This is a genomic window from Rhodococcus sp. 5A-K4 (assembly GCF_046097995.1).
In the GTDB taxonomy this organism is placed as follows: domain Bacteria; phylum Actinomycetota; class Actinomycetes; order Mycobacteriales; family Mycobacteriaceae; genus Rhodococcus_F; species Rhodococcus_F erythropolis.
The window spans coordinates 270,286-295,791 of the sequence record NZ_JBJURM010000005.1 but is presented as its reverse complement, the minus strand read 5'-3'; the positions used below and the strand labels follow the sequence as shown (position 1 = coordinate 295,791).

Below are 25,506 nucleotides of genomic sequence, written 5' to 3'. Positions count from 1 at the left end.
AGGGAGTTCGCGATGCGAATCGGAATCGACGTCGGTGGTACAAACACCGATGCGGTCCTGATGGACGGGACCACCGTCATCGGGCATGTCAAACACTCGACCAGCAAGGACATCACCGGCGGAATCGGCGGAGCTCTGACGGCGCTGCAGCAGCAGTACTCGTTCTCTCCCAGCGCTGTTCAAGCAGTGATGATCGGCACGACGCACTTTCTCAACGCTCTCATCGAGCAGCGAGGACTTGCACCAACAGCGGCTCTGCGATTGGGGCTTCCGGCGACCGCAGCGCTTCCGCCGATGGTGGGGTGGCCGCGAGACCTGGTCTCCGCTGTGCAAGGAAGGCACTACCTCGCTCACGGTGGGCACGAGTTCGACGGTCGTCGTATCTCACCGCTGGATCCCGACGAGATTCGTCGCCATGCCGCCGACATGGCTCGCAGCGGTACTCGTTCGGTCGCAATATCGTCGGTGTTCTCTCCGGTCAATCTCGAATGCGAAGCGGCGGCAGCGGAGATCGTGCGTGAGGAACTCGGTCCGGGCGTCGCAATTTCGCTCTCTCACGAGATCGGTCGAGTGGGTCTACTCCAGCGGGAGAACGCGACCATCATCAACGCTGCGCTGCGCGAGCTTGCCGATCACATCGTCGACGGTCTTGCCAGTTCTTTGGTCGAGCACGGCATCGCCGCACCGCTGTATCTGAGCCAGAACGACGGAACCTTGATGGACATCGAGTACGCAAGGCGTTATCCGGTGGCGACTTTCGCGTCGGGACCGACCAACTCCATGCGAGGCGCCGCTGTTCTGTCCGGTCTGGCCAGCTGTGCGGTGATCGACATCGGGGGCACCACTACCGACGTGGGCGTACTGACCAACGGTTTCCCCAGAGAAGCCACCACGGAGGTGACGGTCGCCGGGGTACGGACCAATTTCCGTATGCCGGACGTCTTCTCGATCGGTATCGGTGGTGGTTCGCTGGTGGATGCGGACGGACTCACAGTCGGACCCGAATCTGTGGGATACGAATTGGGTTCACGGGCACTCGTATTCGGCGGTGACACGTTGACGGCCACCGACATAGCCGTCGCGGCAGGCTTGGCCGACGTCGGAGATCGCAGTGCGGTGGCGCACCTCGACCGCGGTCTGGTGTCGACGGCACTCGACCGGATCTCGCGCCGGGTCGCCGACGCCGTGGAACAGATGCGGACCACGTCGGATCCACTTCCCGTTGTGGCGGTTGGCGGGGGATCGGTTTTGCTGGAGCACGAACTTCCCGGCCTGGGAACGGTGATTCGTCCTGAGCGCTTCGACGTTGCCAATGCGATCGGCGCTGCGATCGCGCAGGTCAGTGGTGAGGTAGATCGAGTCGAAGCGGTACGGGACGGGCGCAGGCAGATTCTTGCCGACGACGCTCGCCAGGAGGCGATCGATCGGGCAGTCGCAGCAGGCGCACGGCCCGAGTCGGTGCAGATCGTGGAGTTCGACGAGGTCCCGATTCCGTATCTGCCGGGCAACGCAACACGTATTCGAGTGAAGGCAGTCGGTGACTTGGCACTGCACAGTGGTCTGGTCTCCACCGGTCAGGAAGGCTCACGATGAGTTGGACACTACGAACGGCAGATCTCGACGACCTCGCCAGGGGCGCAGCTTTGTTGGGGACCGGCGGCGGGGGAGATCCGTTCGTCGGCAAGATGTTGGTCACGCAGGCGCTCGGGGAAGCCGGTGAAATCACGATTCTGGATCCGGCGGAGCTCGACGACGACGCGTGGGTGATCCCCGTCGCGCAGATGGGTGCACCGACCGTCGTGGTCGAGAAGATGCCGCGCGGAACCGAACCCGAGCTGGCGCTGATCACATTGGAGAAGCACACGGGACGAACTGCAGATGCCACGATGCCGATGGAGTGCGGCGGGATCAATTCGATGATTCCGTTGCTGGTGGCAGCGCGGCGCGGACTGCCGGTTGTCGACGCCGACGGGATGGGACGAGCCTTTCCTCAGCTCGAGATGGAAACCTTCTCGGTGTACGGGATTTCGGCGAGTCCGCTCGCCATGGCGAACGAGCACGACGAGGTGGCGATCTTCGACACCGGCAGTGACAACAGCAGATTGGAGGGCCTCGCTCGCGGGGTGACGTCGAGGTTCGGTGGGATGGCGCATATCGCGCAGTACTCGATGACGGGTGCAGATGTGAAGCGGACGGCGATCCCACGGACTCTGTCGTTGGCCTTGGCCATCGGTCGGTCCATCAGGCTTTCACGTGAGCAGCGGGTGGACCCGGTTCAGGCGCTGGTGGACGGTCTCGCCGACACGCTTTACGGATACGGGCGAGTTCTCTTTCACGGCAAGGTGATCGATGTCGACCGGCGAACCGATGAGGGGTTCGCTCGGGGTTCGGTGCGGATCGCCGGCGTCGGAGACGAAGAGCTGGAAGTTCAATTCCAGAACGAAAATCTGATCGCCGTGCAATCCGGAGCAATGGTGGCGATCGTGCCAGACCTTATCTGCATCGTCGAGGCCGACACTGCCGAGCCCATCACCACCGAGGGCTTGCGGTACGGGCAGCGAGTTGCGGTCATCGGGATCGCGACTCCGCCGATCATGAGAACACCGGAGGCACTGGCGGTCTTCGGCCCGGCAAGCTTCGGACTCGATCGCCCGTTCCTGCCGGTGGAGACACTCGAGCAACCTGTACTGGCAGAATAGCGAGCCGTGAGCAGGCTGCACGCGGTCCGGGAGGCCGACCTCGACGCGATCGCAGCGGGGGCGGTGGTCTTGGGCTGCGGTGGGGGCGGCGATCCACGCCTGTTCGTGGAAATGCTGCGTCCACTGATCACGTCAACGCCCGTGGAAGTCATCGCGCCGGACCAGTTGCCGTCCGGGGCGCTGATCATGCCGGTGGGAATCGTCGGATCGGCCCTGGCTTTGGAGGAGCAACTGCCCTCCGGGCATGAGTTTGCCGACACTGCAGCAGCTTTGACGCGGTGGACTGGTAAGCGTCCGACCGCGGTGATGACTTTCGAAGGCGGTGGGCTGAACGCTCTTTCCGGCATTGCGGCGGCGTTGGCGTTGGGAATTCCCGTGGTCGACGCGGACCTGCTCGGTCGAGCGATGCCGCGGCTCGATCACTTCTCTCTCGCCGCGGCCGGGTTGGAATTGTGCCCGGTCACCCTCGCCCAGCCCGGCGGCCTCATTACCGTCGTCGACGGAGTGGATGTGCTGGGCGCCGAGGTAGCAGTGCGGTCGTTGATCGGGAGAACCAGCGGTTGGGGCGCTCTGGCGATCGCGTCGATCGATGCGCGGACTGTGCAGGAGGCGTGCATTCCGGGAACTCTGTCCCGAGCATATGAACTGGGTCAGCACGTCGGGACCCTCGGCAGTTGGCGGGAGATCGCCGAAAGCTCCGGGGGGCGAGTAATGGGGACAGGCCGGGTGCGTGCGGTGCGTCGTAGTCGCCCGAACGCCGGCGATCGTCGGGGCAACGTGATTCTCGAACACGATTCTGCGGTGATACGAGTCGAATTCGAAAGTGAGTTCCTGACCGTCGCGTCGGACGGCGAGATGATTGCGACATGTCCGGACATCGTGACGTTGCTCGACGTCCGGACCGGTGCCTTCGTCTCGTGCGAATCAGTGCACCAGGGGCAAGATGTGGCCGTGTTGGTTCTGCCCGGCCCTCAGTGGTGGGCGGAAGATGTGAGCAGGTTGAAAGTTGTCGGCCCGCGGGCCTTCGGGATCGACCACGACGCAGTGCTGATGGAGGCGCAATGAGCGCGAGTGTGTCGGCGTTGCTGAACAACCCGATCTTTGTCGGGTTGTATCGACTTGCCGGCGAAGGTGATCCCGTCGTGACGACAGTGGGAGCGCTCACCGGGGAATCGGCACAGTCAGCCGAGGCCGTGTCGGGTGCGGCGGGTGCAGGATCAGTTCTGGTGATTCTCGATCGAATCGACGTCGGGGAGTGGAGATTCGACGCTCTCCTTCGACGCACGGCGGCGACCGGCTGCCGGGTGCTCGCGGTACACAGCACTGCGGCGGAGGATGCGAATCTCTCGTTGCTTGCCGATCGCCTCGGACTGGTGGTGCTCGGAGTATCCGACCCGTGGCAGTTCAGCGTGGATCTTCGTGATCTTCTCTCGAATTCGCGGGCGGTGATGGCCGACGCGGTACTGCGGGCGACACACGCGGGCCAGCGGGCCGGCGGAAGCGTCGAGAATCTTCTGTCGTTGCTGCTGAACACATTTCAGCGTTCGTTCATCCTCCTGGACGCGTCCGGACGCCCGCTGACCGGCGCCGATTTGTTGTCCGACGCTGATCGAGCAGCCGCCGGTATGTTGTCGGGCCGCGGGGCGCCCACCACTGTTGAATTGGACTCCGGCGGGGTCCTGATTGCGTGCCCGGTGATGTCCGGCGCAGCCCGAGAGCCCTGGCTGGCGGTGCTGCTCCCGGTGCGTCAAAGCGTCGAAGAGGCTTCTCTCTCAGTGGTTCTCGACGTGGCCTCGTTGGCTGCCGGGCACCGACTGGCCGTTGCACGCATGGTCGACGAGCGTGAAGCGCGCCGGCGTAGCGCGCTACTCGGTGAACTGATCGACACGTCAGCAGACGCCACACCCGGACTGCTCCGGCGCGCACTCGACGCGGGTTGGGCACTGGACGGATGGCATATCGGCATCAAAGTCCTGGCGGTCGGTGAGGTCGACCTGGTGGCCAGGCGCAGTGAGGTCGCAGACGCCCTCGCCGCCGAGGGAATCGGCGCCAATGTCGTGGAACAGGCTGACGGCTGGGCAGCGTGGACCACTCTGCCGGGCGAGCCGCGACCGGAGTCGATCACCAGGATCGCCGAGAGCATCCGTGCAGCTCAGGCGAGGTTGGAACCCACGATGGAGACCTGGGTCGGTGTGGGACGCGCACACGACGGTCCGGCTGGAATCGGTGCGTCCCTGTCTGAGGCCGGGGATGCCGCTCGGCTCGCGGGTTCGAGGTCGCAGACAGGCCGCTTCCTGCACGTGGACCGCCTGGGTCTGGCGCAGTTGCTGCTGGCGTGGACGCGAACCGACACGTTTCAGCCCGCAGCCGCGGCACTGCTCGCGCCGCTACGCGATTCGAATGGAGAGTTGCTCGAGACTCTGTCGACGTACCTCGACGAAGAATCGTCTCTGGCTCACACCGCAACCCGAATGGGCTTGCACCGCAACACCGTATCGAGTCGGATCGATAGAATTCAGCGCCTTCTCTCGGTGGATCTCGCAGATCCGGAAACGAGACTCGCGCTCCACCTTGCTTGCCGGACCATCGCGCCCTGACGGAGATCTTCGCGGCTTCGTCTTGACAAGCACGGGAGGTTCCTGCCATCCTCGTTGCCAGGTCACGAGTACCAGTGTTCAGCCCCGGCTTGCTGGTCGGCAACCCTCCTCCGCGGTGGGGTGCTCCGGGTGACGACCCGGCTGCGTTCGAAAACGAATGCGGCAAGCGCGGACTCTTCCGGGGCCATCACCCGACGAACGAGTCCTTGAACGTGAGGATTGTCTTCGATGACTGCTGTATTGAGTGCCGACACCTGCCGCACCACCGCGATTGCCAAGGTTTCGGGTGCTGACCTGCAGGTTCCATTGGTTCAGGGCGGCGAATGCTCCTACGCCAACTTCGACTACGCCGCGAGTGCGCCGGCATTGGCCCAGGTCACCGACCGTATCGCCGAGTTGCTGCCGACATACGCCAGCGTCCACCGCGGTGCCGGCTATGCGTCCCGGATCTCCACGCTCACCTACGAGAACGCTCGTGAATCCGTTGCTCGTTTCGTGAACTGTGCCGACGATCAGGTTGTCGTCTTCACCCGGAACACCACCGATTCGCTGAACCTGCTTGCGCAGTGCGTTCCCGGCAGCACCGTCGTCCTCGACGTCGAACATCACGCAAACCTGTTGCCGTGGAACGACGCTCGTATCGTCACCGCCGCAGACACCATCGAAGAGACGATCGAGCGTCTGATCGGTGAACTGTGCACCAAGCCTGCAGCGCTGCTCGCAATCACCGGTGCCTCCAACGTGACCGGCGAGATCCTGCCGATTGCACGCTTGGCTGACATCGCTCATCGTTGCGGCGCACGTATCCTCGTCGACGCTGCTCAGCTGGCTCCCCACCGTCGCATCGACCTGCAGGAATGCGGCGTCGACTACATCGCTTTCTCCGGTCACAAGCTCTATGCGCCCTTCGGCGCGGGTGTTCTGGTCGGACGCCGTGACTGGCTCGACGAGGCTCAGCCGTACCTCGCCGGCGGCGGCGCCGTGCGTGAGGTGACCATCGAGTCCACGGAGTGGGCCTGCGCGCCTGCCCGCCACGAGGCAGGTTCCCCCAACGTTCTCGGTGCGGCAGCCATCGCGACCGCATGCGAAACCCTGCACGCGCTGGACTTCGACGTCATCGCCGAGCACGAGAAGGCACTCACCGCCCAGCTCACCGACGGATTGTCCGCCATCGAGGGCGTCTCGCTCGTGCGACTGTGGAATGACGCACCGGACGCCGTCGGAATCGTCACCTTCACCGTCGACGGATTCGAAGCGGGCGAAATCGCCGCATTCCTCTCCGCCGAGCACGGCATCGGAGTTCGCGACGGTCGCTTCTGCGCACACCCGGTTCTCGCACGCCTCGGCCTCTCCGGCGGTGCAGTTCGCGCCAGCCTCGGCCTCGGTAGCAGCTCGGACGACGTGACGCGGTTGGTAGACGCCGTGAACATCCTGGTTTCGAATCAGCGTGATTGGAACTACGCCAAGACTGCCGGTGCGTGGAACCCCGTGCCCGAGACCCGCCCCTTCCTCGGAGCCGCAGACGACAACGCCGGCGCAGCCGAGTGCGTCTGAGCTGAGCTCGGTCCCCGAAAACTCGAACGGACAACTAGCATGGCAGCCATGGCACCAGCGGATTTCCCCGCCACCCCTTCGAGAGTGAGCATCACTCTCGGTCAGTGGTGCCGTCGCCATGTCGATCTGTGCCGCACCTCGTCAGGAATGTGTTCGGGCTGACGATTCGTCTCGCTCATCCCATACTTTTCTGATTTTCGGAGGTCTCACATGTCTTCACGCGCTTCGCATTCTCTGCACGTAGCGGTCGAGTTGACCGGATCCGGTCACCATCCGGCAGCTGAGGGCGCACCCGGCAACCTGCCCATCATCGGCGGCGACTACTGGGTGGACCTCACCGAGGGCGAAAAGGCTCTCGATTTAGCTTCATTCCCTACCAATGTGGTTCGGATTCGCGCTGCGGACCTGCGTGAGGCACAGCTCGAACGTGCACGGATACGCGCTGCTGTCGCCGAAGAAGGACGCGATCCCGACAGCGTCGCAGTACTGGTCGATCTCGAGATTCTGATCGCGCCGGAAGCTCGCTCCGCCCGTAAAGAGCTTGCACAGTTGGACAGCGCGTTGACGGCGCCGCGGGTTCCCGTTTCGCTTCACTACGTCGGAACGCCTTCCGGTCTCGGCAGTTTGATCGCCGATGTCCGAGCTGCCGAGGTCGCCGACGGCGTTACGTTGCTGCCTCTCGCATTGCCTCGCACGCTCGAGCATCTGGTGGACAGCACCATTCCGTGGCTTCAGGATCGCGGACTTGTCACACCGTCCACCGCAGTCGACGAGGTTCTCGGGCGTTTCGGACTGCCGCCCCGTCAGCGCACGCTTGCGTCCTGATCGTCACCGATTGCATCTGCGTACAGGTGGAACAGCGACGGTAATTCGTCGGCACCGTCCACCTGTGCCAGAAGCGTCCAGCATTGCGCAGTGATCGACCGAGCCCTCGTGCCGATCCAGTTGGTGGGCAGTAGTTCCGGCGGCAACAGCGGATCCGGTTCCATGGCTCGCGTGAATTCCGCCGCGAGTTCGATGGTCATCGTGACAGCATCAGTACCCGGACTGTTCTGCAGTTTGTGCAGACGTGCGGTCGCTACGTCGAGTAGTCGTTCGTATCCGTCAGCGATCTGGTCCAGCGGCCACAACTGCGCGGCAATCTTCACGGGGTCTTCGAGCATGCCCACTTTCAGATCTCGCGTGGTGAGAGAAGACAGGTGCTGTTCGACGTCGAGTTCGGCGGCCGCATCGCGAATATACGGTTCCCAGGCGTGCGGCGAGACGTACAGACCGCCCTGGACGAGCGCGCCGCCGAGGTAAACGACCCTGGTACGCAGCGCATCTCGCGCTTTCCGTGACGACTCCGGAATTGCGAATCCGGCCAGGTGCCAATACCCGTCCCACCGCGTCACAGTGTCGCGGTCTTGTTGATAAGCCAGCCGAACGAATTCGACGTCGGGTTCCATCTCGCGCACGGCTTTCGGCGTTGCTCGTAGCGTGGCCTGCCGCCCGCGACCTTCCTGAGTGAACTTCCCCTCGGTGACCAACCGCTTGATACACAGCCGAACCTGTTGATCAGTTTTGTCGAGGGCGTCGGCGGTGGCATAAAGGGTGCGTCCGTCGACAGTTCCGTCCGTGCGCAGTAGTCCCTCGATCAGGATCCTCGTGGGTACATCGACGTCCCTGTCGGTCATCGCCATGTCCTTTCCTCGCTTCTCGACATCTTCGCCCACAACTGTACTATCGAATGCAATACGATCGTTTCAAATTCGTACGTTAGGGCGGGAAGATGGCAGCGGTATCGATGAGCGAGGGCAAGAGTAAGTCTCGTTTACGCAGGTGGATGGTTACTTCCCTGACGGGGGTCGTTGTTCTGATCGCGACTCTGGTGGGCTGGACGCTGTACCAGAACACCTATGACATCCGTGAGGAAAAAGTGACGATCACCGGGGGATCGGTGCCGCTCCAGGGAGTCCTTGCACTGCCCGAACACGGTGACGGTCCCTTCGGCCTCGTGGTTTTCGTCCACGGAGACGGCCCGGTCGATGCAACACATGAGACGTTCTATCGACCGGTGTGGGAGGCGTTCGCAAAGGCGGGGTACGCGTCACTCTCCTGGGACAAGTCGGGGGTGAATGGGGCACCGGGCAATTGGCTCGATCAGAGCATGGACGATCGCGCGGCAGAAACGGAAGCGGCAATCGAGTGGGCACGGGGACGTTCGGATATCGATCCGTCTCGTATCGGTCTGTGGGGTGCAAGCCAGGCAGGGTGGGTGATGCCCAAGGTGGTGAACCTCGACCCGGACGTAGCGTTCGTCATTGCCGTGGGTCCCGCGATCAACTGGCTCCAACAAGGCGAATTCAATACCCTTGCAGAACTTTCCGAGAGAAATGCGTCGGCCGACGAGTTCGAGAAAGCGCGGGTCGATCGTGCGAAGAACTTGGATCAGTTGGCCCGTGATGCATCGTACGACGATCTCGTGGCCTCCGGCGAGGCCGACGGTCTCACCGAAGACCGGTGGAACTTCATTCGAAAGAACTACCGATCGGATGCGCGAGCCGATCTCGAATCCGTGAGGGTTCCGGTGCTCTTGATCATCGGCGGACAAGACGTCAACGTCGACGTGGCCGATACCGAAAGGGTGTATCGCGAATTACTTGACTCGCCAGGGCAACTGGTGGTCAAGAAGTATCCCGACGCCACTCACTCGATTGTGGAGAAGGACCTCGAAGACTCGGAAGTGATGTCGGCTCTGGTGGCCGTCCTTGCTCCCCGTTCTATCTTCGCTCCCGGTTATCTAGCGGATCAGACTGCATTTTTGGAGGGAATTCATGGCTGACGGAATCACGGTTGTCGCACTGGGCGGTGCCGGTGCCATGGGCTCGGCAGCAGTTCGTCTTGCTGCAACATTGCCGGGAATCGGCAAGGTAGTAGTCGCGGATCGCGATATCGATGCTGCGAAGCGTCTTTCAGTTGAACTGGCTCAGGCGTCAGCGCAAGTCGAGGCGCGCAGCATCGACGTCACGGACGGTCGCACGCTACGTGAATTGTTGGATGGCGCAGACGTGATCATCAATACCGTCGGCCCGTTCTTCCGTTTCGGTGTCGGCGTTCTCCAGGCAGCGATCGAGACCGAGACGCACTATCTCGACATCTGCGACGACTGGGAACCTGCCGTCGACATGCTGGAATTGGACTGTGCTGCCAGGGAAGCCGGAATCTGCGCGGTAGTCGGCATGGGCGCAAGTCCCGGGATGAGTAACCTCCTGGCCGCGATGGCAGTCTCGCGATTGGACGTGGTCGACGATCTGTACACAGCCTGGCCGGTTGATGTCGAGGGCGAGGACGAGTCGGTAGACACACTGAGTGCAGCGGCCGTTCACTGGATGCAGCAGATCAGCGGCACGGTTCCAGTGGTTCGTGCGGGGCGAATCGTCAACGAAGAACCGTTGCGTTCCATCGCACTCGAACTGCCCGGCGGACGTCGGGGGAACGCTTACGTGGTCGGGCATCCGGAGCCGGTGATGTTTCATCGGACCATCAATCCTGCAGGGCATTCGGCAAATCTGATGGTGATCTCACCGGAAACCGTGGCGTTTCTCGACGTTCTCCGCTCAGATATCGACAAGGGGAGAATTGATCTCGACTCGGCTGCTGAAGAATTGGGCAAGCCCTCGCTCCGGCGGATGATCCGTGCTGCGCCTCGAATGCTCACGCGTGCCGGTCATGGATCCTTGCCGTTGTTTTTCGCCTCGGCGACCGGGGTGCGCGAAGGTCGAGAGATGCGCGTCGTGGCACGGATCGCTGACGATTCACCGGTATCGGCGTTACTGTCGGACATGGCCGGTGCAACCGGAATCCCCTTGGCGCTCGGCCTTGCTCAGGTGGTGTCCAGGCTGGCCGACGGAACGATTCGGGATCGGGTCGGTGTGCACTCAGCCGAGAGCGTCATCGACCCGGAAGTTCTGTTCACTGCACTGTCGCGGTTGTTCGATCGAACCGACTGGAGTGACATCGTTACCGTCGAATCCGAGTTTCGCTAGTCAGTTCGCGGCGTGCGATCCGATGCGACTGCGGATTTCGGTCTCGACGCGATCTGCGTCCTTTGGGCTGAATGAAGGCGCTCCGCGGCCGGCGAGGGTGAGTACCACCGCGGTCTCCTTCCACGGGCGTGAAAGATCCAGGCTGTACCACGAGCTGAAATCTGTTGTTCCCCAAATTCGTAAGCGTCCACTCAGCCATGACATGACTCCGAGGTCGACGGATTCGATCTGTGAGTACGGAACGAACTTGCTGACAAACGGGAAGTAATAGTGGCGGATCGTGACGCCCTGATCGTCGATCCGGACGGTCCTGTCCTCGTAGATCGTTGATGTCCCTGTACTCACAGTGAAAACCCGGTCCCTGCTGTTCGACGGTCTCGGCGGATGCCGAAAACCAACCATACAGTCTCTACTGGGACGGGTGGCCCGCCCGAGTGTCAGGCGCTGGTAGTCCTCGCGACGACGAGATCGCTCACCGCGATCTGAGCGTTGCCGATTGCCGCCTGAACCGGTTCGCAACTACTCGATGCTCTGGCGAGCGCAAGAACTGCGGTGAGTAAGGCGGCGTCGGGCTCTCCTTCGAACGGTCCGCTCTGGACGTCGAACTTTCCAGCTCGCAACTGCTTTCGGGCATTGACTCCAAGTTGTGAAATGACCTCGTCCATCGCGGTCAGGCACTGGGCGAGCGCGCCGATCGACCAGTAGAGATCGGCAGCGACGACAGGCGTCTCCGATGCCACGGTGCCGGCGCGGCGCAATCGGTGATGAGTGTCTCGGAGTATCTCGGGCAGTCTGTGGTCTGCGCAATGTTCCATCCCGCTGCCTCCGTAAGGTGTAAAGTTGGGTTATTCAATTACGGTAAGGCAGGGCGGTAAGGGATGCAAGTAGTTTTAGACGATTACGTCGTCGGTGCGTCGTTCGCGACCGACCTGGTCAACACCTCGCCCCGGGTCTGGGTGGAGGCAGGTGACGCGTTGGCTGACCCTCAGGCGCTTCACGATCTACTGGATGAACATGGACTCTCGCCGGATGCGCTCCGCAACGGGCGTCGGCTTACCAGCGGTGAACTTGCCGACGTGCAGGCACTCAGAGAGGCGATTCGTTCGATTCTCGATGCTTCGACCTCCGACGAACTCGTTGATCGCACTGATCGACTCCTGCAGACTGTCCCGCATCACGTTCGACTCGTGCCTGATGCCCAGTTCGACTATCGATGGAATGCGGTACCGGACAGAAGAATCGATCTTGCGGGTGAGCTTGCGTTGTTGATCGGCTTCTCGTTGCTGGGGACTCTGCGCACATTGGGGTACGAACGATTCCGCCCATGCGCGTCGCCGACGTGCAACGGGGTGTTTGTCGATACGAGCCGGGGAGGGCGACGCCGCTACTGCATGCCGGCGTTGTGCGGCAACCGAATCAACGTCGCGAATCACCGTCAACGGCAGCGTCGTACTTAGTCGTCAACGATGGCGTCGTACTTAGCGTCTGCGATTGCCCGGTCGATAGTGACAATCGAACAGCGTACGGCCGACTGTATGGGGAACTTCAACGAGATACAGACCACGTCAGTCCCGCACGATTGTCGCCATGGCAACTCCTAGTAGATGGCGGCTCGTATGAAAGCCCGTTCTGTCTCCGCGACAGCAGTTATCAGCGTTGGCGTATTCACTCTGGCCGGGTGTGGCGGCGCATCCAGTCCCGAAGGTTCGGTCGGTGAGTATGCAAAGGACGGCAGTTTCACGACTGTCATCAACGCCGATCCCGGAAATCTGCACCCTCTGATCACAAACCTTACGTCGACTCAGATCGTGAACGCGTACTCGTACGATTCGTTGATCGACATCGATGCGCAAACCCGCACGGTGCGTCCGTATCTGGCGGAGAGTTGGCGTGAAGAAGGAAACACGCTGAAGTTCGTGCTCAAGAAGGGCGTCACTTGTGCCGACGGCACTTCCTTCACCGCGCAGACCGCAGCCGATGACATCAACTGGGTCATGGACCCTGAAAACGCTTCACCGCTACGAGGATCCACCGTGCCGTCGTCGACGGTCGCGTCCGCGAACGGTGACGAACTGACGGTCACTACAGCCGAACCGGCACCCTTCTTGCTCTCCCGAATAGGCTCGATGCGGCTTCCGTGCGCTGCGACGCTCGAAGACCCGGCCAGTATCCGTTCGAGTAGTAACGGAACGGGTCTGTTCAAGGTCACCGAAGTTGTTCCCAACGATCACATCACGATGGAACGCCGCGACGGTTACACCTGGAGTCCGAACGGTGAGACCACTTCCGACACTCTCGGGGTGCCGAAGACAGTGACGATCAAGATTGTCACCGATCCGAGTACGACGGCGAATCTTGTTCTCACCGGTGGAGTGAATGCCGCGGCGGTGACCGGTTCGGACGAGGAACGAGTCTTGGCAGCGGGTCTGGATTCGAAGACCTACACCACGTTGTCCGGCGAGTTCATCTTCAATCATTTCGCGGCCCTACCCACGGCAGACCGTGCTGTACGGCAGGCCCTCGTGCAGGCAGTAGACCTGGACGACTACACCGAGATCACCACCGGCGGTAAAGGAACCCGTGCACGCGCCCTCGCGGTTTCGGAACCCCTTGCCTGCGACTACAACAGTGTCGAAGGGACGATCCCCGATTTCGACGTCGATGCAGCAAAGAAAACGCTGTCCGACGCAGGTTGGAAGGCGGGTCCCGACGGCCTCCTGACGAAGGACGGTCGACCGCTTGCCCTCAACGTAATTTTCAACAACTCACGCGATACAAACTCTGCCGCCGCGGAATACGTAGCAACACAGTGGGAAGGACTGGGCGCGAAGGTGAAACTGACTGGCGGCGACTACAGTTTCGTCATTGCCAACACATTCAGCACCACCGACCTGTCGTCGTGGGACGTTTCCATCGGTTTGACGCTGGGGAGTGATACGCCGAGCATCTTTGCGAAGTACTTCACCGGCCCGCCCAAACCTGAAGGAGTGAACTTCGCTTCCCTCGACAACAAGAAGTACATCGAATTGTCCACTGAGGCTTCGCTTCTTCCCGGTGACGAGTCCTGCAAGGTCTGGGAGGAAAGTGAGCGCGCGTTGTTCAACGACATCGACCTGCTGCCGGTATCCACGACTCCCGCTCACATGTTCTTCAACGGCGCAACGTCGATCTACCCGCCGTCGAGCGGAATCCTTCCGGGCTCGGCGATCCGTGTCCTGAAGTAGGACCCTCGGCAAACGCTCACTTTCGGGTATTGATCATCCGAAGTGCAAACCGAAATACCACTGCAGCACCGGCACCTGCAGCCAGGCCGGCGACGACATCGGCAAGAAGAACACCGACGCCTATGCCCAGGACGGCAGCAGCGGCGACGGCAAGGGCGACGTCAGCACGAGGAGCGGCGATCGCGGCATCCTTTCCCCGAGTATCGAACGAGCACCCATCTCAACGGAGCATGTCACGAAACGGTCGTCTGCAGGTGTATCAACCGCAAAATGTGTGAAACGCGTCGGCCCCGGCGGAGTTGGACTCCGCCGGGGCCGTGCTGTGTGTGTTGCGCACTTGCTCAGTGCGTCGGGACGGATTCCTTCGACGTGGTCGGGGACGTATCGGTGTGCTGGCTACCAATCTCCTTGCGGGAGTTCGAGCCGTTGAACCGAGGGAGGAAACCGGCCAGGACGAGTGCGATGACGGCGGATCCGGCAGCGAGGGCCATGACGACGCGGAAAGCGTTCTCCGACGGCAGCGTTGCCCCACCGACGGACATGGTCATCTGGGCGATGACGACACCCGCGATGGCGCTGGCGAATGATGTACCGAGGGAGCGCATCAGAGTGTTGAAGCTGTTGGCCGCTCCGGTCTCGGACGGAGGAACAGCCCCCATGATGAGAGCGGGCATTGCGCCGTAAGCCATACCGGTACCGGCGCCGATGATTACTGCGATCACGATCAGTTCCCAAATCGAGTGCATGGCGAAAATGCCGATGCCGTAACCGATTGCGACCACAATGGCGCCGAGCATGAGCGTCACCTTGGGGCCGTGCGAATTGGTGATGCGTGAGGACAGCGGAGAGATCAGCATCATGATGATGCCGGAGGGAGCCATGACCAGACCTGCGGTGAGCATCGAACCGCCGAGGCCGTAACCAGTGATTTCAGGCAGCTGGACTACCTGGGGAAAGACCATGCTGGCGGCGAACATCGCGAATCCGAACACGATGGATGCGAGGTTGGTGAAGAGCACCTGGCGGCGGATGGATACGCGTAGATCCACCAGCGGCTTGGGGGTGCGTAGTTCCCACCATGCCCAGAATCCGAATATCAGGATCGCGGCGCCGAACAGGGAAAGCGTGAGCGTGCTCGTCCAACCCCAGTCGCCACCCTTGGAAATTGCGAGTAGAAGAGCGATGAGGGCGGCTGAGAGTGAGATTGCTCCGCCGAAATCGAACGTGCCTCCTGTGCGAACCGCCGATTCGGGGACCAGGACGACAACAAGAACGGCCGCAAGCGCGCCGAGCACGGCTGACGCCCAGAACAGGACGTGCCAGTCGGCGTACTCGGCGATCAAAGCCGCGATCGGAAGCCCCAGAGCGCCACCGACTCCCAGCGAAGCGCTCATCATCGCAACAGCGCCGGCGAGCTTCTTGGGTGGAAGCACGTCGCGCATCACACTGATACCCAGCGGAATGACACCGGCAGCAAGGCCTTGCAGGATTCGGCCGGCAACGAGGGGGATAACGCTTGAACTGAGGGCTCCGACCACGGAACCGGTTACCAACAGCGCCATGCTGATCAGGAGCAGACGGCGTTTGCCGAACATGTCGCCCAAGCGGCCCATGGTCGGGACGGCGACGGCGGCGGCGAGCAACGTGGCGGTCACAGCCCACGCGGTATCGGACGCCGGCGCGTTCAGGTACTCGGGCAGATGCGGGATGATCGGGATGACCAGCGTCTGCATGAGCGAGACGACGATGCCGGAAAACGCCAGAACAGCCACCACTGCGGTGGTGGCTGGCGACTTCGTTGTCTGTGGCGGCGTTGTCGGTGGTGGAGAAGTGGTTGACGACATTGCGGTAACTCCATCGGAGGAAGAACGAATAATGGTTTAAGTCAGTTGATTGAACTAAAGTTAAATCAAGTGACTGACTTAACGGAAGGGTGCGCCTCCGATCGTGACGAATATCTCCGGTGCCGAGCAGCTTCGGATGGTCGAGGATGATGGTGTCCATGACTACGAGGACTGAGGACGCGTCGGCCGACGTCGGCGGCGCCGCAAATTCCGCGCGCTCTGCTGCAACCCGAGACCGCATTCTCGCCGTCGCCGAGCAGCTGTTCGCCGAGCACGGAGTCTTCGCGGTTTCGAACCGCCAGGTGAGTGAAGCGGCAGGTCAGGGCAACAATGCAGCCGTCGGATACCACTTCGGGACCAAGACCGATCTGGTCCGCGCGATCGTGAACAAGCATTCCCAGCAGGTCGAGAAGAAGCGTGGCGAACTGCTGCGTGAGATCGAAGGGTCCACAAACGTTCGTGACTGGATTTCGTGTCTGGTTCGGGCGTCGACCGATCACTACGCCGAAATGGGTGGCCCGACTTGGTACGCGCGGTTCAGTGCACAGATTCTCACCGACCCGGTCCTGCGGAAAATCGTCTACGACGAGGTATTGGCCTCGCCCACCCTGCAGGAGACGCTTCGGGGACTCTCTGACTGTCTGGCCGACATGCCGATGAGTGTTCGACGCGCCCGCGCGGACATCGGACGCAATGCGATCGTGCACATGTTCGCCGAGCGTGAGCGCACGCTTGCCGAAGAGGGGCCGGACGCGGTCACGTCATGGGAGGACTTCACGACCGACCTCGTCGACGCGCTGGTCGGACTTTGGACGGCTCCGATCAGCCGCTGACCGGCCGTTTGTCCGCGCTAGCCGCCCGCCCCGGGGCAACCCTGCGCAATGGATCTCGCGTCGGCGGAAGATCCAGGAGCAAGCCCACTCCGGCAAGAATGATGACAAGACCGCCAACGAGCGCGAAGGTAACAGGCTCGTTCAACCACAGCACTCCGATGGCTGATGCCGAAATCGGAACGAGAAGAGTGACGGCCGATGCCGCGACTGGACCCGCCTGACGAATTATCCAGAAGTAGACCAGGTAGCCACCGGCGGTAGCCCCCAGCCCCAGGGCTGCCACGGCGATGAGTGGACCGACGGTTATGGGCCCCGGTGGGGGAGCGACGGCGGACACGGGAACCAATAGGGCAACCGCGGCAAGTTGTTGTCCGAGGGCCAGTGTCATCGGCGGAGTGTCCTGGAACGACTTTCGTGCGTAGACACCTCCGACTGCGTACAGCAGCGCCGCGGTCAAAGATGCGCCAATGGCCAGCATTGCGTGACTGTCGATCGCTGAAGGAATTCCACCGACGAGCACCGAGACGCCGACGATGCCGATCGCGACCCCCGAGAGTTTTCGCCAGGTGATCTTTTGTCGAAGCCAGAAAGCGGCGACGAATACGGTGAACATCGGCGTCGTGGCATTCAGGATCGACGCCGTCGACGAGTTGAGGCCGACGATCGCAGTTGCGACAAGCGTCAGGGGCCCAGCGACGTTGAGGGCTGCCAGCAGTAGGAATGCAGGAAACCGGTGACCGACCGCGCGCCAGGTCGATCTGCTGGAAGCCGTTATCAGTGCGAGAACCAACGCTGCAACAATGAAGCGGCCGTGCGTCGTGCCGACGGCGCCGAGTGTTGGTGCTGCCACCGCAACGAGGGGGAACGAGCTTCCCCAGAGCGCGCCGACCAACAGCAAAGCTCCAACTACGGCGAATCGGCTGCTGCCGATTGCTTTCCAGTTCTTCATTGCGCCTCTTCGTCGACGACCTCGCGGACATGGATGGCCGATGCCAGACCTACCCTATACCCCCAGTAGGTATAATGCTCCTTGTGTCATGATGCTGTAGGTGATCCGAGACTGGGACGCATTATTCGTTCTCCTGCAATGGTTTATGTGTCGAGATGCTGTACGCGCAGACCTTCAAGTTATCTTCAATATACCTATAGGGGGTATATTGGTGGTTGTGTCGGGCTCGCTTTCCGGGCCACATCCGTCCAGCAAAAGAACAGGAATCCCAATGAGTAGTTGTGGCTGTGGAAATACCCCGAAGGCCGACGCCAATGGCGCTGTAGGCACTGTCGGTACGGCGATGCCGACCGGTGGGAAAGACCTACTCAACTCTGGCAGTAGTGAACTCGTCGAATGTCGGGTCATGCCCGGCAGTGTGATCGAAAAGGCGCGTGCCGAAGCGGAAGGCCTGTTCCGTGACTTCGAAGGAAATCGGTACTGGTTCTGCTGCAAGGGATGTGGTCCTCGATTCGACGCAAATCCGCGGAAGTACGCTGACGTGAGCTGAGTGAAAAGTGGTGGTGCAGGCGATGGCTGCACCACCACTTTCGTTGAGGCCCAATCGGGGTTCGGGCAGACCGTCGACATCAGACGGTGCGAGCGCACGCGCACTGGGTAGCCGCCAAGGTGCATTCGCCTCGCGTGGTTTCGTACGCCGCCTGTACGGGCAATTCAGCAACTGTCTCCCGAGGCCAAAGTGCAAATCCTGCAACGGCTCCCACTGCGGCAAGCGCAGCGAGGATGCTCCAGGTGACCGCAAATCCCGCGCTCGAACCAACCCATCCGGCGATCGGATAGGTGACAAGCCAGGCGAGGTGCGACAGGGAGAACTGGGCTGCGAACACCTCCGGTATACCTGCGGGCTCGACGGAGCGCCGAAGTACTTTTCCGGTCGGCGTGACGATCATGGCCATCCCGGCGCCGACGAGTGCCCACACTGCGGCAGTGAGCATCCACGTGAATACACCGACCACGGCGAGGGCTGCTGCCGCGCTGGCACTGACGACCAGGACAACGGAACCTGCTGTCATCACAGTGCGTTCAGCGGTTCTGTCGAGAACGCGTGGAAGAAGCAGCGCGGTCACCAACGTGCCGGTGCCTGACGCGGCAAGCATCCACGCCACGTCGGATTGGGTTCCACCGAGCTCGTCGCGGACGTAGTTGACGGTGTTGACCACGACGATCGAACCGGCTGCTGCCACCACGAGATTGAGTGCCATGATGCCGCGCAGTCGCGGTGTGGTCACGAAGATTCGCACCCCCGACGCGATCCGATCCCACGCCTTGCGGTGAGTACTCCGGCGAGCGTTGGGGATTCGGGTGGCCAGCACGAGCAGTGCCGAGACCGCAAAGCCCACGGAGGTGGCGACGAACAACAGGTTGAATGTCATGAAGGACAGTGCGACTGCGGCAAGAACAGGGCTGAGCAGGCTTTCCATAGTGTAAGCGACCTGCGATGCAGACAGTGCGCGGGTGAAATCGGCCTCGTCGGTCACGATGTCAGGGATGACCGCTTGGAACGTGGGAGTGAACGCTGCCGACGCAGCTTGGAGAACGCCTACCAGCACGTAGATGTGCCAGATCTCGCTGACGAAGGGCAATGCGATCACGACCGCTGCACGAAGGGCGTCGAGGGCAACGAGGAAAGCCCGTCTCGGCAACCGGTCGACGTACGCCGCCGCGAGTGGAGCGATCACGACGTACAGGGACATCTTGATCGTCAGCGCGGTGGCCAGCACAGCTCCGGCGCTCGGCCCAGCGAGTTCGTAGGCGAGTAGACCCAGCGCAACCGTCGCCAATCCGGTGCCGAACAGCGCGATGATCTGGGCGCTGAAGAGCAGGCGATAGTCGCGAATCAAGAACAGACGCATGCTGTTCCGTTCCGGTGCGGTCCTAGCGGTCCGGTTCATCTGGTTTCACTCCCGCGACAAGATTGAAAGCTCCGGTCAGGACATTGAGGGCGACGATTCCGACGACGTCAGCGATCTCGCGATCACCGTAGCCGTGCGCTCGAAGGCCCGCGATGTGTTCGTCTGAAATCGAGGCAGGCTCCCGATAGACGCGAAGTCCGAGGTCGATCATTGCCGCGATGGCGGGATCGGCGGACGTGCCCGCGCGGGCACGCTCGATCTCGTCCGCCTCGACGCCGTTGGCGTGCGCGGCGGCAACGTGGGCTTCGAGGCAAACAGCGCAACCTTGCTGGACCTGCACGGCGATCGAGATTCGCTCGGTGATCTTGCGGCTCAGTTTCGCTCGCTTCATTGCCCGGCTGAGTTGCAGATAGCCACCCAGTACGGCGGGCGAATGAGCCATCGCCGCGACCATGTCACCGACCTGTCCATGACGGTTGACGAGTTCGGCGAGAAGGTCTTTCGATGCACCGACAGCGGTGGCGGGTGTGAGAGATGCAAGGCGCGACATAACGAGTCCTAAGTGGTTCCGCCGGTGGTGGGTTCGGCTGGTGACAGCCGGCCGAACCCACCACCGGAGTTGGTCAAGAATTGACGGTGGATTGAACGGTTCGAGGATCGTCGACCTTGGTCGACCGCATCACGACCGCGGTGATTGCTGCGCCCACCACTGCGATGGCGGCTGCTCCCAGGAACACGGCGGAGAAACCGTTCGTCAACTCCGTCAGGTCACCGAGTTGATCAGCGCCGAACACTGCTGCGATCGCGGTCATCACCGCGAGGCCGACAGCCGAGCCGACCTGGTAGCTGACGTTGACGATGCCGGAAGCCAATCCGCCCTCTTCCGGGCGTGCAGCCGAAATCGCCGTACCGAGTGAGGGAATGAACGCCAGCGTCATACCTGCCGCAGCCACGAGCGACGCTGGCAGTACGTCGACCCAGAAGTTGCCGGTGGGCCGGATCAACGACATCCAACCCAAACCGATTCCCAGTACCAGCAATCCGGTCACGATCATCGCTTTTGCACCGAAGCGTGCCATGGCCCGTGGTGCCACGACGACCATGCCGAGCATGACGAAGATCGTCATCGGCAGCAGCGCCGCACCGGCCGGGAAGGCGCTGTATCCGAGCACTTGCTGCAGGTACAGGTTCAGGAAGAACCACATCGGTATCCAGGCAGCGCCGAGGACGAGCTGAGCGATGTTCGCGGCACCGAGGTTGGGCGCCTTGAAGATTCCCAGACGCACCAGAGGTTCCCGACGCTTGGACTGGATCAACACGAATGCACCCAACAGAGCGGCCGAAACGGCGAGCGCCAGCCACGTCTGCCCGGATCCCCATCCGACATCAGGTGCTCTGACGATGCCGAAGACTCCGACAGCAAGACCTGCGGTGACAGCGAGTGCGCCGAGGAAGTCGATCGACCCGGTACGTGCCGGTGCGTTCGGCATCAGGAGGGGAGTAGCGATCAGCGCGATGACGGCGATGGGAATGTTGAGGTAAAACACCCAAGGCCAGCTGGTGTATTCGGTGATGACGCCGCCGAGGAACACTCCGGCCGTACCGCCTGCCGGGGCGGCAGCGCCGTAGATGGACAGCGCCTTGGTCATCTCTTTCTGCGTGCTGCCGAACAGCATCATCAGCAAGGTGAGCGCCGATGGTGCGATGAGTGCGGCACCGGCACCCTGAACGGCGCGGCCCGCAAGTTCGACGGCAACGTTACCGGCGGCACCGGCGACAACGGAACCGATCAGCAGGATCAGCCAACCAGCGGAGAACACTCTGCGGGCGCCGAACAGGTCGGACAGGCGGCCGCCGAGGAGGAGTAGCCCGCCGAATGCGATGACGTACGCATTGAAGACCCAGGTCAGGCCTTCCTGGGAAAAGCCGAGATCGCTCTGCATCTGGGGGAGAGCGACACCGATGATCGAGGTGTCCATGATGACCATGAACTGAGCGGCGGCGATCAACGCCAACGCCCACCACTTACGGGTGGATTTCGGTTGTGTGGACATTCTGAGTTCCTTACCTCTACGGGGTATAGGTGATGCTCGTGTGGTCAGGGGGTGTCGAAAGCGAGCCTGGGCGACATCGGCGCAGCGCTTCGTTGAGGTGCGCGGGGAAATGCTGTTCTTGGAACTCATTCGGCCGGCGCTCTGCGTAGATGCGCATCGGATCTCCTTCGAGTGAATTCATGGTGTTCGAGTAGTTCGTTGCATACCCTAGGGGGGTATGGTACAAATTGCAACAGGTTCGAATTCAAGGAGTGTCGAACCCGACGCAGACGGCAACGGAAGTGCTGCCGACCCAAACTTTGGAGGGCAAGATGTTCAGCGGCAACGGCTACACACTGGAATTGGCAACGTCGGAGGCGGCCGTCGGCAGCCATGTCCCCTTGCAGTTCCGGATCCTGGATTCGGTTGGAACTCCGTTGACCAGGTACACCGACACCCACGACAAGCAGTTGCATCTGATCGTGGTCGGTCTGGACCTGACCGGATTCCAGCACGTGCATCCCGAATTGGACGAGAACGGAAACTGGCGTGTGTCAGTCGATTTCGATCACGCGGGAGACTACCGAGTCTTCGCTGACTTCACCCTGGACGGGGGTGACGGAATGACGCTGAGTGCGGATGTACGCGTCGCCGGGTCCTATGATCCTCGGCCGTTGCCCGCCGCTGCTGCCGTCACGACGGTCGACGGCTATACCGTCTCTCTCGAAGGCGCGGCCCATGCCGGCCAGACATCGAAGCTCACGCTCTCGGTCAGTCGTGACGGAATCCCGGTCACAGACTTGCAGCCCTACCTTGCCGCGTACGGGCATCTGGTCGCGTTGCGTGCCTCCGACCTCGCCTATCTCCATGTGCATCCGGATGGTCATCCGGGTGACGGTGTCACGCCGGCTGGACCGGCAATCATCTTCTACGCCAACATGCCGAGCGCTGAGGACTACCGGTTGTTCCTGGACTTCAAACATGGCGAAGTGGTGCGTACGGCGGAATTCACTCTGACTGCCGACAATGCGACCACGCCTGGGGCCGAACACTCGAGCCACGCGCACCACGGGCACTGAGACCGAATGAGTTTCGCAGCAACGGGAAAACGGGCATGGGCAATCGCCATGCATCCATCTGTTCGTGCCGTAGCGAAATGCGTGGCGATGTGCGCAGTGATTGCTCTGCAAGACAACGGAAGTCGAAGAGTATCCGCACATCGCCCCGGTAACGAGAATTGTTGCGAAGTCACGCGTTGACGAACAGGAGGACATCGAATGTCGGAAGCGACAGAAGTGGGCAGTGCGCCAAGCAGTGCTCCAAACAGTGCCCAAGGCAGTGATGCGACCGGCGATGTGTGCTGCACGGGAGATTCGCACGGCTACATCACCGCCAAGGGCGACTACCTGGCGCGTCTGCGTCGCATTGAAGGTCAAGCTCGCGGCCTGCAGCGCATGGTCGACGAGGACAAGTACTGTATCGACATCCTGACGCAGGTGTCGGCGATGACCAAGGGCCTCCAGGCGGTGGCCATGGGCCTGCTCGAGGACCACATCGGCCACTGCGTCGTCAAAGCCGCTGTTGCCGGTGGGCCCGAGGCGGACGCGAAGATCAAAGAAGCGAACGAGGCGATTGCGCGATTGGTCCGCTCATAGAATTGTGATGAATGTTGATACCTTGGTGCGCATGTTCAGTATCGAGATCCGTCGTACATTCGCTGTGAGGCAGGGGCTTCCGGCACCGGTGCGGGACGCGAAAAACTTGCCGCCGCTGATGCCTGCCGAGGGTTTTCGCGTGACGATGCGAGTGGCGTTCTCGTTCGAGGACGACCAACTCGGAGAACGTGGATGGTTTGTCGACACGGACGCTCTGGACGAGTCCGTCGATCGGTGCGCCGAGCGATTGGCGAGCGGTGTCTGGCCGGAGATTTTCGATTTCCGTCCGTCATTCGAGAATGTTGCGAAGTGGTCTTTCACGGAACTTGCGTCCACGATTCCTCAGCTGACCTACGTCGAGCTGGACAACGAGACGATAGGTGTGGCAACGAGATACGTCAGATCGCACTGATCTGACATATCTCGTTGCCACAGGGGTTTCGATCGATCGGACTACTGGTAGAGACGCAGTGCAGACCCGATGAAGGACTTACCGAATGCGAGCCCGGCCTTGTTGAAGTAGAAGCTCATGTTCGTATTCGCGAACGGCACCGCGGACACCGTCTTGGTGATCTGCGACTCGGCGTCTGCCCACTCTGCGCACGCTGCGTCGCCGGTCAACCCGGAAGCCTTGGCCACCGCTGCTTCGTAGGCGGGGTTGTTGATCGAAGAGAAATTCTTACCGGCTGCCGGAGCAGGTCCGGTGAAGAACGGGGTGAACCCGCTGGGAATCGAATTGTTGATCTGGATCCATGCGATGTCCCACTGATTGTTGTCTTTACCGCTGAGCATGACGTCGACAACTTTGGTCTGGTCGGCTCCCGTTACCTCGACGTTTGCGCCGAGATCCGACCATGCAGATTGAGCGAGTTCGGCTGCTGCGCTGCGAGCCTCTTCGCCTCCTGCGTAGAAGAGGCGGAGTGTCAACGGGTTTCCGTCTTTGCTTCGTTTTCCGTCCGACCCGGCGGTCCAGCCGGCCGCGTCCAAGGTTGCCTTCGCTGCGCTGACGTCGTAGTCCGGAATGTTGCCGGTGACGGAGTCGTACACGCAGGCGCGGGGCTCTACACCGACGAGACTTGTTGCGCGGGTGCCCTGGCCGGCAGTGATAACTTCTGCCAGATCGTCGAGATTGACTCCCTGGATGAGTGCTTTGCGAACGGCGGGATCGCTGGTGGGATTGTTCGCGATCTGGTTGAAGTACATCTGACCGGACGGCATCGGGCGATTGATCGAGGCGAAATTGGCGGCTTCGATCCGGTCCTTGTCCGGACCGGCGATCGGAGATGCGTTGAGTTCGCCGGAGAGAAGCTGGTTTGCGGCGGTGCTGACATTGGGTGCCATGACAGCGATGACGGTCTTGGGGACACCTGGTGTGTCGGAGGTGGTGTCGTCGGGGCCCCAGTTGTAGCCGTCACGACGCTCGAACGTGTAGTGGTCGTTGGCGGCGACTTCGGTGACTTCGAACATCCCGGAACCGAGAGACTTCTTGTTCGAGGCGGTCGGGTCCGCGAGTCCGGCGTCGCACATGATCGGGAGGCGACTGACCGTGAGGAGGAGGAAGGGGCTCGGCGCCGGAGTGGTGACCGTGATGGTGCGGGTCGCGGGATCGGCAGTGGCCGAAGCGCCTACGGGGACCGTAGTGCCGCGTTGTTGTGAACCGTTGGCCGGATCGGCCACGAAGTTGATGTTGTTCGCGACGGTCTGCGCGTTCAGCGTCGACCCGTCGGTACAGGTCACTCCCTCGCGGATGGTGAAGGATGCGGAGGTCGGCGTCTCTTCCCATTTCTCTGCCAACCACGGTTTGAATTCACTGGTGTCCGGATCCTGGTAGACCAGGGAGTCGTAGGCCAGCCTCGAGATGTCAGCGGTTGCCGCGGAGCCGGACATGATCGGGTTGAGTGCACCCGGATCGGCTTGCAACGCATAACGGAAGGTTCCGTCTGTCAGAGGTTCACCGCCGTCGGAGCCCGAGGACGTGCCTCCCGAGCTGCAAGCCGACAACACGAGTGCGAGCCCCGCGGCCGTTGCAAGTGCCGGATAAGAGCGGTGTTTCATTGTGCCTCCGTGAAGGAGCCAGGGCCCGAGCGAAGTTCGAGAGGGCGCGGTCGAGTGTGACCGCTAAATCTTGGCGTAGGACGTGACGGGCATCTCGGTCGATCTTCACGAAAATCATGCCG

The 25,506-nt window shown here is 61.8% G+C and carries 24 protein-coding genes and 1 riboswitch; of the genes, 15 read left to right on the top strand and 9 right to left on the bottom strand.

All coding sequences use genetic code 11. The features are described 5' to 3' along the window. The first annotated feature begins 12 nt into the window (after nucleotides 1-12). From ACKAMS_RS09640 to ACKAMS_RS09615, 6 genes are all read left to right on the top strand, one after another. The gene (locus ACKAMS_RS09640; protein WP_019746681.1) at nucleotides 13-1,593 is read left to right on the top strand and encodes a hydantoinase/oxoprolinase N-terminal domain-containing protein; all 1,581 of its coding nucleotides are present in this window, start codon (nucleotides 13-15) and stop codon (nucleotides 1,591-1,593) included. Beyond that, a complete protein-coding gene (locus ACKAMS_RS09635) occupies nucleotides 1,590-2,699 on the top strand; it encodes a DUF917 domain-containing protein (RefSeq protein ID WP_029254366.1) in 1,110 nt (369 codons plus the stop codon). The genes ACKAMS_RS09640 and ACKAMS_RS09635 overlap by 4 nt, the downstream gene beginning before the upstream one ends. A 6-nt stretch (nucleotides 2,700-2,705) precedes the next feature. Continuing rightward, nucleotides 2,706-3,764: a DUF917 domain-containing protein gene (locus tag ACKAMS_RS09630; protein ID WP_029254367.1), complete on the top strand. Its 1,059-nt coding sequence runs from the start codon at nucleotides 2,706-2,708 to the stop codon at nucleotides 3,762-3,764. Beyond that, a complete protein-coding gene (locus tag ACKAMS_RS09625; protein ID WP_029254368.1) occupies nucleotides 3,761-5,296 on the top strand; it encodes a CdaR family transcriptional regulator in 1,536 nt (511 codons plus the stop codon). Before ACKAMS_RS09630 ends, ACKAMS_RS09625 begins: the two co-directional genes overlap by 4 nt. A 60-nt stretch (nucleotides 5,297-5,356) precedes the next feature. Beyond that, nucleotides 5,357-5,471, top strand: a riboswitch (SAM riboswitch). A 53-nt stretch (nucleotides 5,472-5,524) separates the two neighbouring features. After that, nucleotides 5,525-6,850, top strand: coding sequence for an aminotransferase class V-fold PLP-dependent enzyme (locus tag ACKAMS_RS09620; protein WP_019746685.1), 1,326 nt, complete (start codon nucleotides 5,525-5,527; stop codon nucleotides 6,848-6,850). Nucleotides 6,851-7,060: 210 nt separating this feature from the next. Beyond that, entirely contained in the window at nucleotides 7,061-7,675 is a 615-nt protein-coding gene (locus ACKAMS_RS09615; protein WP_021342717.1) for a hypothetical protein, read from the top strand. Here the strand turns inward: ACKAMS_RS09615 and ACKAMS_RS09610 are convergent. After that, complete coding sequence (locus ACKAMS_RS09610) at nucleotides 7,654-8,532, bottom strand: DNA-binding transcriptional regulator (protein WP_030245214.1); 879 nt, start codon at nucleotides 8,530-8,532, stop codon at nucleotides 7,654-7,656. The two genes, ACKAMS_RS09615 and ACKAMS_RS09610, sit on opposite strands and share 22 nt — an antisense overlap. 143 nt (nucleotides 8,533-8,675) lie before the next feature. On the opposite strand from ACKAMS_RS09610, the gene ACKAMS_RS09605 reads away from it, so the two are divergent. Both ACKAMS_RS09605 and ACKAMS_RS09600 read left to right on the top strand, forming a co-directional pair. After that, entirely contained in the window at nucleotides 8,676-9,674 is a 999-nt protein-coding gene (locus ACKAMS_RS09605) for a S9 family peptidase (protein ID WP_198538384.1), read from the top strand. Next, nucleotides 9,667-10,878 carry a saccharopine dehydrogenase family protein gene (locus ACKAMS_RS09600; RefSeq protein WP_080908859.1) on the top strand — a complete coding sequence of 404 codons (1,212 nt, stop codon included), beginning with the start codon at nucleotides 9,667-9,669 and terminating at the stop codon, nucleotides 10,876-10,878. Before ACKAMS_RS09605 ends, ACKAMS_RS09600 begins: the two co-directional genes overlap by 8 nt. On the opposite strand, the gene ACKAMS_RS09595 is transcribed toward ACKAMS_RS09600, so the two are convergent. Together ACKAMS_RS09595 and ACKAMS_RS09590 are read right to left on the bottom strand one after the other, a co-directional pair. Further along, the gene (locus ACKAMS_RS09595) at nucleotides 10,879-11,223 is read right to left on the bottom strand and encodes a hypothetical protein (RefSeq protein WP_019746690.1); all 345 of its coding nucleotides are present in this window, start codon (nucleotides 11,221-11,223) and stop codon (nucleotides 10,879-10,881) included. It abuts the gene before it with no gap. Between the two features lie 92 nt (nucleotides 11,224-11,315). Continuing rightward, nucleotides 11,316-11,693: a hypothetical protein gene (locus ACKAMS_RS09590; protein WP_080908860.1), complete on the bottom strand. Its 378-nt coding sequence runs from the start codon at nucleotides 11,691-11,693 to the stop codon at nucleotides 11,316-11,318. 63 nt (nucleotides 11,694-11,756) lie between these two features. Here ACKAMS_RS09590 and ACKAMS_RS09585 point away from each other — a divergent pair, with 63 nt between their 5' ends. Beyond that, nucleotides 11,757-12,335, top strand: coding sequence for a CGNR zinc finger domain-containing protein (locus ACKAMS_RS09585; RefSeq protein ID WP_080908861.1), 579 nt, complete (start codon nucleotides 11,757-11,759; stop codon nucleotides 12,333-12,335). A 159-nt stretch (nucleotides 12,336-12,494) separates the two neighbouring features. Next, entirely contained in the window at nucleotides 12,495-14,102 is a 1,608-nt protein-coding gene (locus tag ACKAMS_RS09580) for an ABC transporter substrate-binding protein (protein ID WP_080908862.1), read from the top strand. 341 nt (nucleotides 14,103-14,443) lie between these two features. Here the strand turns inward: ACKAMS_RS09580 and ACKAMS_RS09575 are convergent, their stop codons facing one another. Then, entirely contained in the window at nucleotides 14,444-15,946 is a 1,503-nt protein-coding gene (locus ACKAMS_RS09575) for an MFS transporter (RefSeq protein ID WP_019746694.1), read from the bottom strand. 158 nt (nucleotides 15,947-16,104) lie between these two features. Between ACKAMS_RS09575 and ACKAMS_RS09570 the strand changes: the two genes are divergently transcribed. Beyond that, nucleotides 16,105-16,779: a TetR/AcrR family transcriptional regulator gene (locus tag ACKAMS_RS09570; RefSeq protein WP_080909042.1), complete on the top strand. Its 675-nt coding sequence runs from the start codon at nucleotides 16,105-16,107 to the stop codon at nucleotides 16,777-16,779. Here ACKAMS_RS09570 and ACKAMS_RS09565 read toward each other — a convergent pair. Beyond that, nucleotides 16,769-17,728 carry a DMT family transporter gene (locus tag ACKAMS_RS09565; protein ID WP_070796419.1) on the bottom strand — a complete coding sequence of 320 codons (960 nt, stop codon included), beginning with the start codon at nucleotides 17,726-17,728 and terminating at the stop codon, nucleotides 16,769-16,771. The genes ACKAMS_RS09570 and ACKAMS_RS09565 overlap by 11 nt on opposite strands. A 271-nt stretch (nucleotides 17,729-17,999) precedes the next feature. On the opposite strand from ACKAMS_RS09565, the gene ACKAMS_RS09560 reads away from it, so the two are divergent. Continuing rightward, complete coding sequence (locus ACKAMS_RS09560) at nucleotides 18,000-18,278, top strand: YHS domain-containing protein (RefSeq protein WP_058227977.1); 279 nt, start codon at nucleotides 18,000-18,002, stop codon at nucleotides 18,276-18,278. A 79-nt stretch (nucleotides 18,279-18,357) separates the two neighbouring features. On the opposite strand, the gene ACKAMS_RS09555 is transcribed toward ACKAMS_RS09560, so the two are convergent. The 3 genes from ACKAMS_RS09555 to ACKAMS_RS09545 all read right to left on the bottom strand — a co-directional run bounded on the left by ACKAMS_RS09555 (nucleotide 18,358) and on the right by ACKAMS_RS09545 (nucleotide 21,695). Further along, nucleotides 18,358-19,680 (bottom strand): MFS transporter, encoded by a 1,323-nt coding sequence (locus ACKAMS_RS09555; RefSeq protein ID WP_408988923.1) that lies wholly within the window; start codon nucleotides 19,678-19,680, stop codon nucleotides 18,358-18,360. Further along, complete coding sequence (locus ACKAMS_RS09550; protein ID WP_021333740.1) at nucleotides 19,664-20,191, bottom strand: carboxymuconolactone decarboxylase family protein; 528 nt, start codon at nucleotides 20,189-20,191, stop codon at nucleotides 19,664-19,666. Before ACKAMS_RS09550 ends, ACKAMS_RS09555 begins: the two co-directional genes overlap by 17 nt. Nucleotides 20,192-20,264: 73 nt before the next feature. Next, complete coding sequence (locus ACKAMS_RS09545) at nucleotides 20,265-21,695, bottom strand: MFS transporter (protein WP_020968303.1); 1,431 nt, start codon at nucleotides 21,693-21,695, stop codon at nucleotides 20,265-20,267. 251 nt (nucleotides 21,696-21,946) lie between these two features. Between ACKAMS_RS09545 and ACKAMS_RS09540 the strand changes: the two genes are divergently transcribed. From ACKAMS_RS09540 to ACKAMS_RS09530, 3 genes are all read left to right on the top strand, one after another. Further along, entirely contained in the window at nucleotides 21,947-22,753 is an 807-nt protein-coding gene (locus tag ACKAMS_RS09540; RefSeq protein WP_408988922.1) for a hypothetical protein, read from the top strand. 198 nt (nucleotides 22,754-22,951) lie between these two features. Further along, nucleotides 22,952-23,329 carry a metal-sensitive transcriptional regulator gene (locus ACKAMS_RS09535; RefSeq protein WP_003941137.1) on the top strand — a complete coding sequence of 126 codons (378 nt, stop codon included), beginning with the start codon at nucleotides 22,952-22,954 and terminating at the stop codon, nucleotides 23,327-23,329. A 7-nt stretch (nucleotides 23,330-23,336) separates the two neighbouring features. Next, a complete protein-coding gene (locus ACKAMS_RS09530) occupies nucleotides 23,337-23,741 on the top strand; it encodes a 6-carboxytetrahydropterin synthase (RefSeq protein ID WP_408988921.1) in 405 nt (134 codons plus the stop codon). Nucleotides 23,742-23,782: 41 nt separating this feature from the next. Here the strand turns inward: ACKAMS_RS09530 and ACKAMS_RS09525 are convergent, their stop codons facing one another. Beyond that, nucleotides 23,783-25,384, bottom strand: coding sequence for an ABC transporter substrate-binding protein (locus ACKAMS_RS09525; protein ID WP_029254380.1), 1,602 nt, complete (start codon nucleotides 25,382-25,384; stop codon nucleotides 23,783-23,785). Nucleotides 25,385-25,506: the final 122 nt, after the last annotated feature.

What these genes read in the sequence shown, in the direction of transcription:
- ACKAMS_RS09640 (WP_019746681.1), top strand. Translation starts at nt 13, where the DNA reads ATGCGAATCGGAATCGACGTCGGTGGTACAAACACCGATGCGGTCCTG.
- ACKAMS_RS09635 (WP_029254366.1), top strand. Translation starts at nt 1,590, where the DNA reads ATGAGTTGGACACTACGAACGGCAGATCTCGACGACCTCGCCAGGGGC.
- ACKAMS_RS09625 (WP_029254368.1), top strand. Translation starts at nt 3,761, where the DNA reads ATGAGCGCGAGTGTGTCGGCGTTGCTGAACAACCCGATCTTTGTCGGG.
- ACKAMS_RS09620 (WP_019746685.1), top strand. Translation starts at nt 5,525, where the DNA reads ATGACTGCTGTATTGAGTGCCGACACCTGCCGCACCACCGCGATTGCC.
- ACKAMS_RS09615 (WP_021342717.1), top strand. Translation starts at nt 7,061, where the DNA reads ATGTCTTCACGCGCTTCGCATTCTCTGCACGTAGCGGTCGAGTTGACC.
- ACKAMS_RS09610 (WP_030245214.1), bottom strand. Translation starts at nt 8,532, where the DNA reads ATGGCGATGACCGACAGGGACGTCGATGTACCCACGAGGATCCTGATC.
- ACKAMS_RS09605 (WP_198538384.1), top strand. Translation starts at nt 8,676, where the DNA reads ATGGTTACTTCCCTGACGGGGGTCGTTGTTCTGATCGCGACTCTGGTG.
- ACKAMS_RS09600 (WP_080908859.1), top strand. Translation starts at nt 9,667, where the DNA reads ATGGCTGACGGAATCACGGTTGTCGCACTGGGCGGTGCCGGTGCCATG.
- ACKAMS_RS09590 (WP_080908860.1), bottom strand. Translation starts at nt 11,693, where the DNA reads ATGGAACATTGCGCAGACCACAGACTGCCCGAGATACTCCGAGACACT.
- ACKAMS_RS09585 (WP_080908861.1), top strand. Translation starts at nt 11,757, where the DNA reads ATGCAAGTAGTTTTAGACGATTACGTCGTCGGTGCGTCGTTCGCGACC.
- ACKAMS_RS09580 (WP_080908862.1), top strand. Translation starts at nt 12,495, where the DNA reads ATGAAAGCCCGTTCTGTCTCCGCGACAGCAGTTATCAGCGTTGGCGTA.
- ACKAMS_RS09575 (WP_019746694.1), bottom strand. Translation starts at nt 15,946, where the DNA reads ATGTCGTCAACCACTTCTCCACCACCGACAACGCCGCCACAGACAACG.
- ACKAMS_RS09570 (WP_080909042.1), top strand. Translation starts at nt 16,105, where the DNA reads ATGACTACGAGGACTGAGGACGCGTCGGCCGACGTCGGCGGCGCCGCA.
- ACKAMS_RS09565 (WP_070796419.1), bottom strand. Translation starts at nt 17,728, where the DNA reads ATGAAGAACTGGAAAGCAATCGGCAGCAGCCGATTCGCCGTAGTTGGA.
- ACKAMS_RS09560 (WP_058227977.1), top strand. Translation starts at nt 18,000, where the DNA reads ATGAGTAGTTGTGGCTGTGGAAATACCCCGAAGGCCGACGCCAATGGC.
- ACKAMS_RS09555 (WP_408988923.1), bottom strand. Translation starts at nt 19,680, where the DNA reads ATGAACCGGACCGCTAGGACCGCACCGGAACGGAACAGCATGCGTCTG.
- ACKAMS_RS09550 (WP_021333740.1), bottom strand. Translation starts at nt 20,191, where the DNA reads ATGTCGCGCCTTGCATCTCTCACACCCGCCACCGCTGTCGGTGCATCG.
- ACKAMS_RS09545 (WP_020968303.1), bottom strand. Translation starts at nt 21,695, where the DNA reads ATGTCCACACAACCGAAATCCACCCGTAAGTGGTGGGCGTTGGCGTTG.
- ACKAMS_RS09535 (WP_003941137.1), top strand. Translation starts at nt 22,952, where the DNA reads ATGTCGGAAGCGACAGAAGTGGGCAGTGCGCCAAGCAGTGCTCCAAAC.
- ACKAMS_RS09530 (WP_408988921.1), top strand. Translation starts at nt 23,337, where the DNA reads ATGAATGTTGATACCTTGGTGCGCATGTTCAGTATCGAGATCCGTCGT.
- ACKAMS_RS09525 (WP_029254380.1), bottom strand. Translation starts at nt 25,384, where the DNA reads ATGAAACACCGCTCTTATCCGGCACTTGCAACGGCCGCGGGGCTCGCA.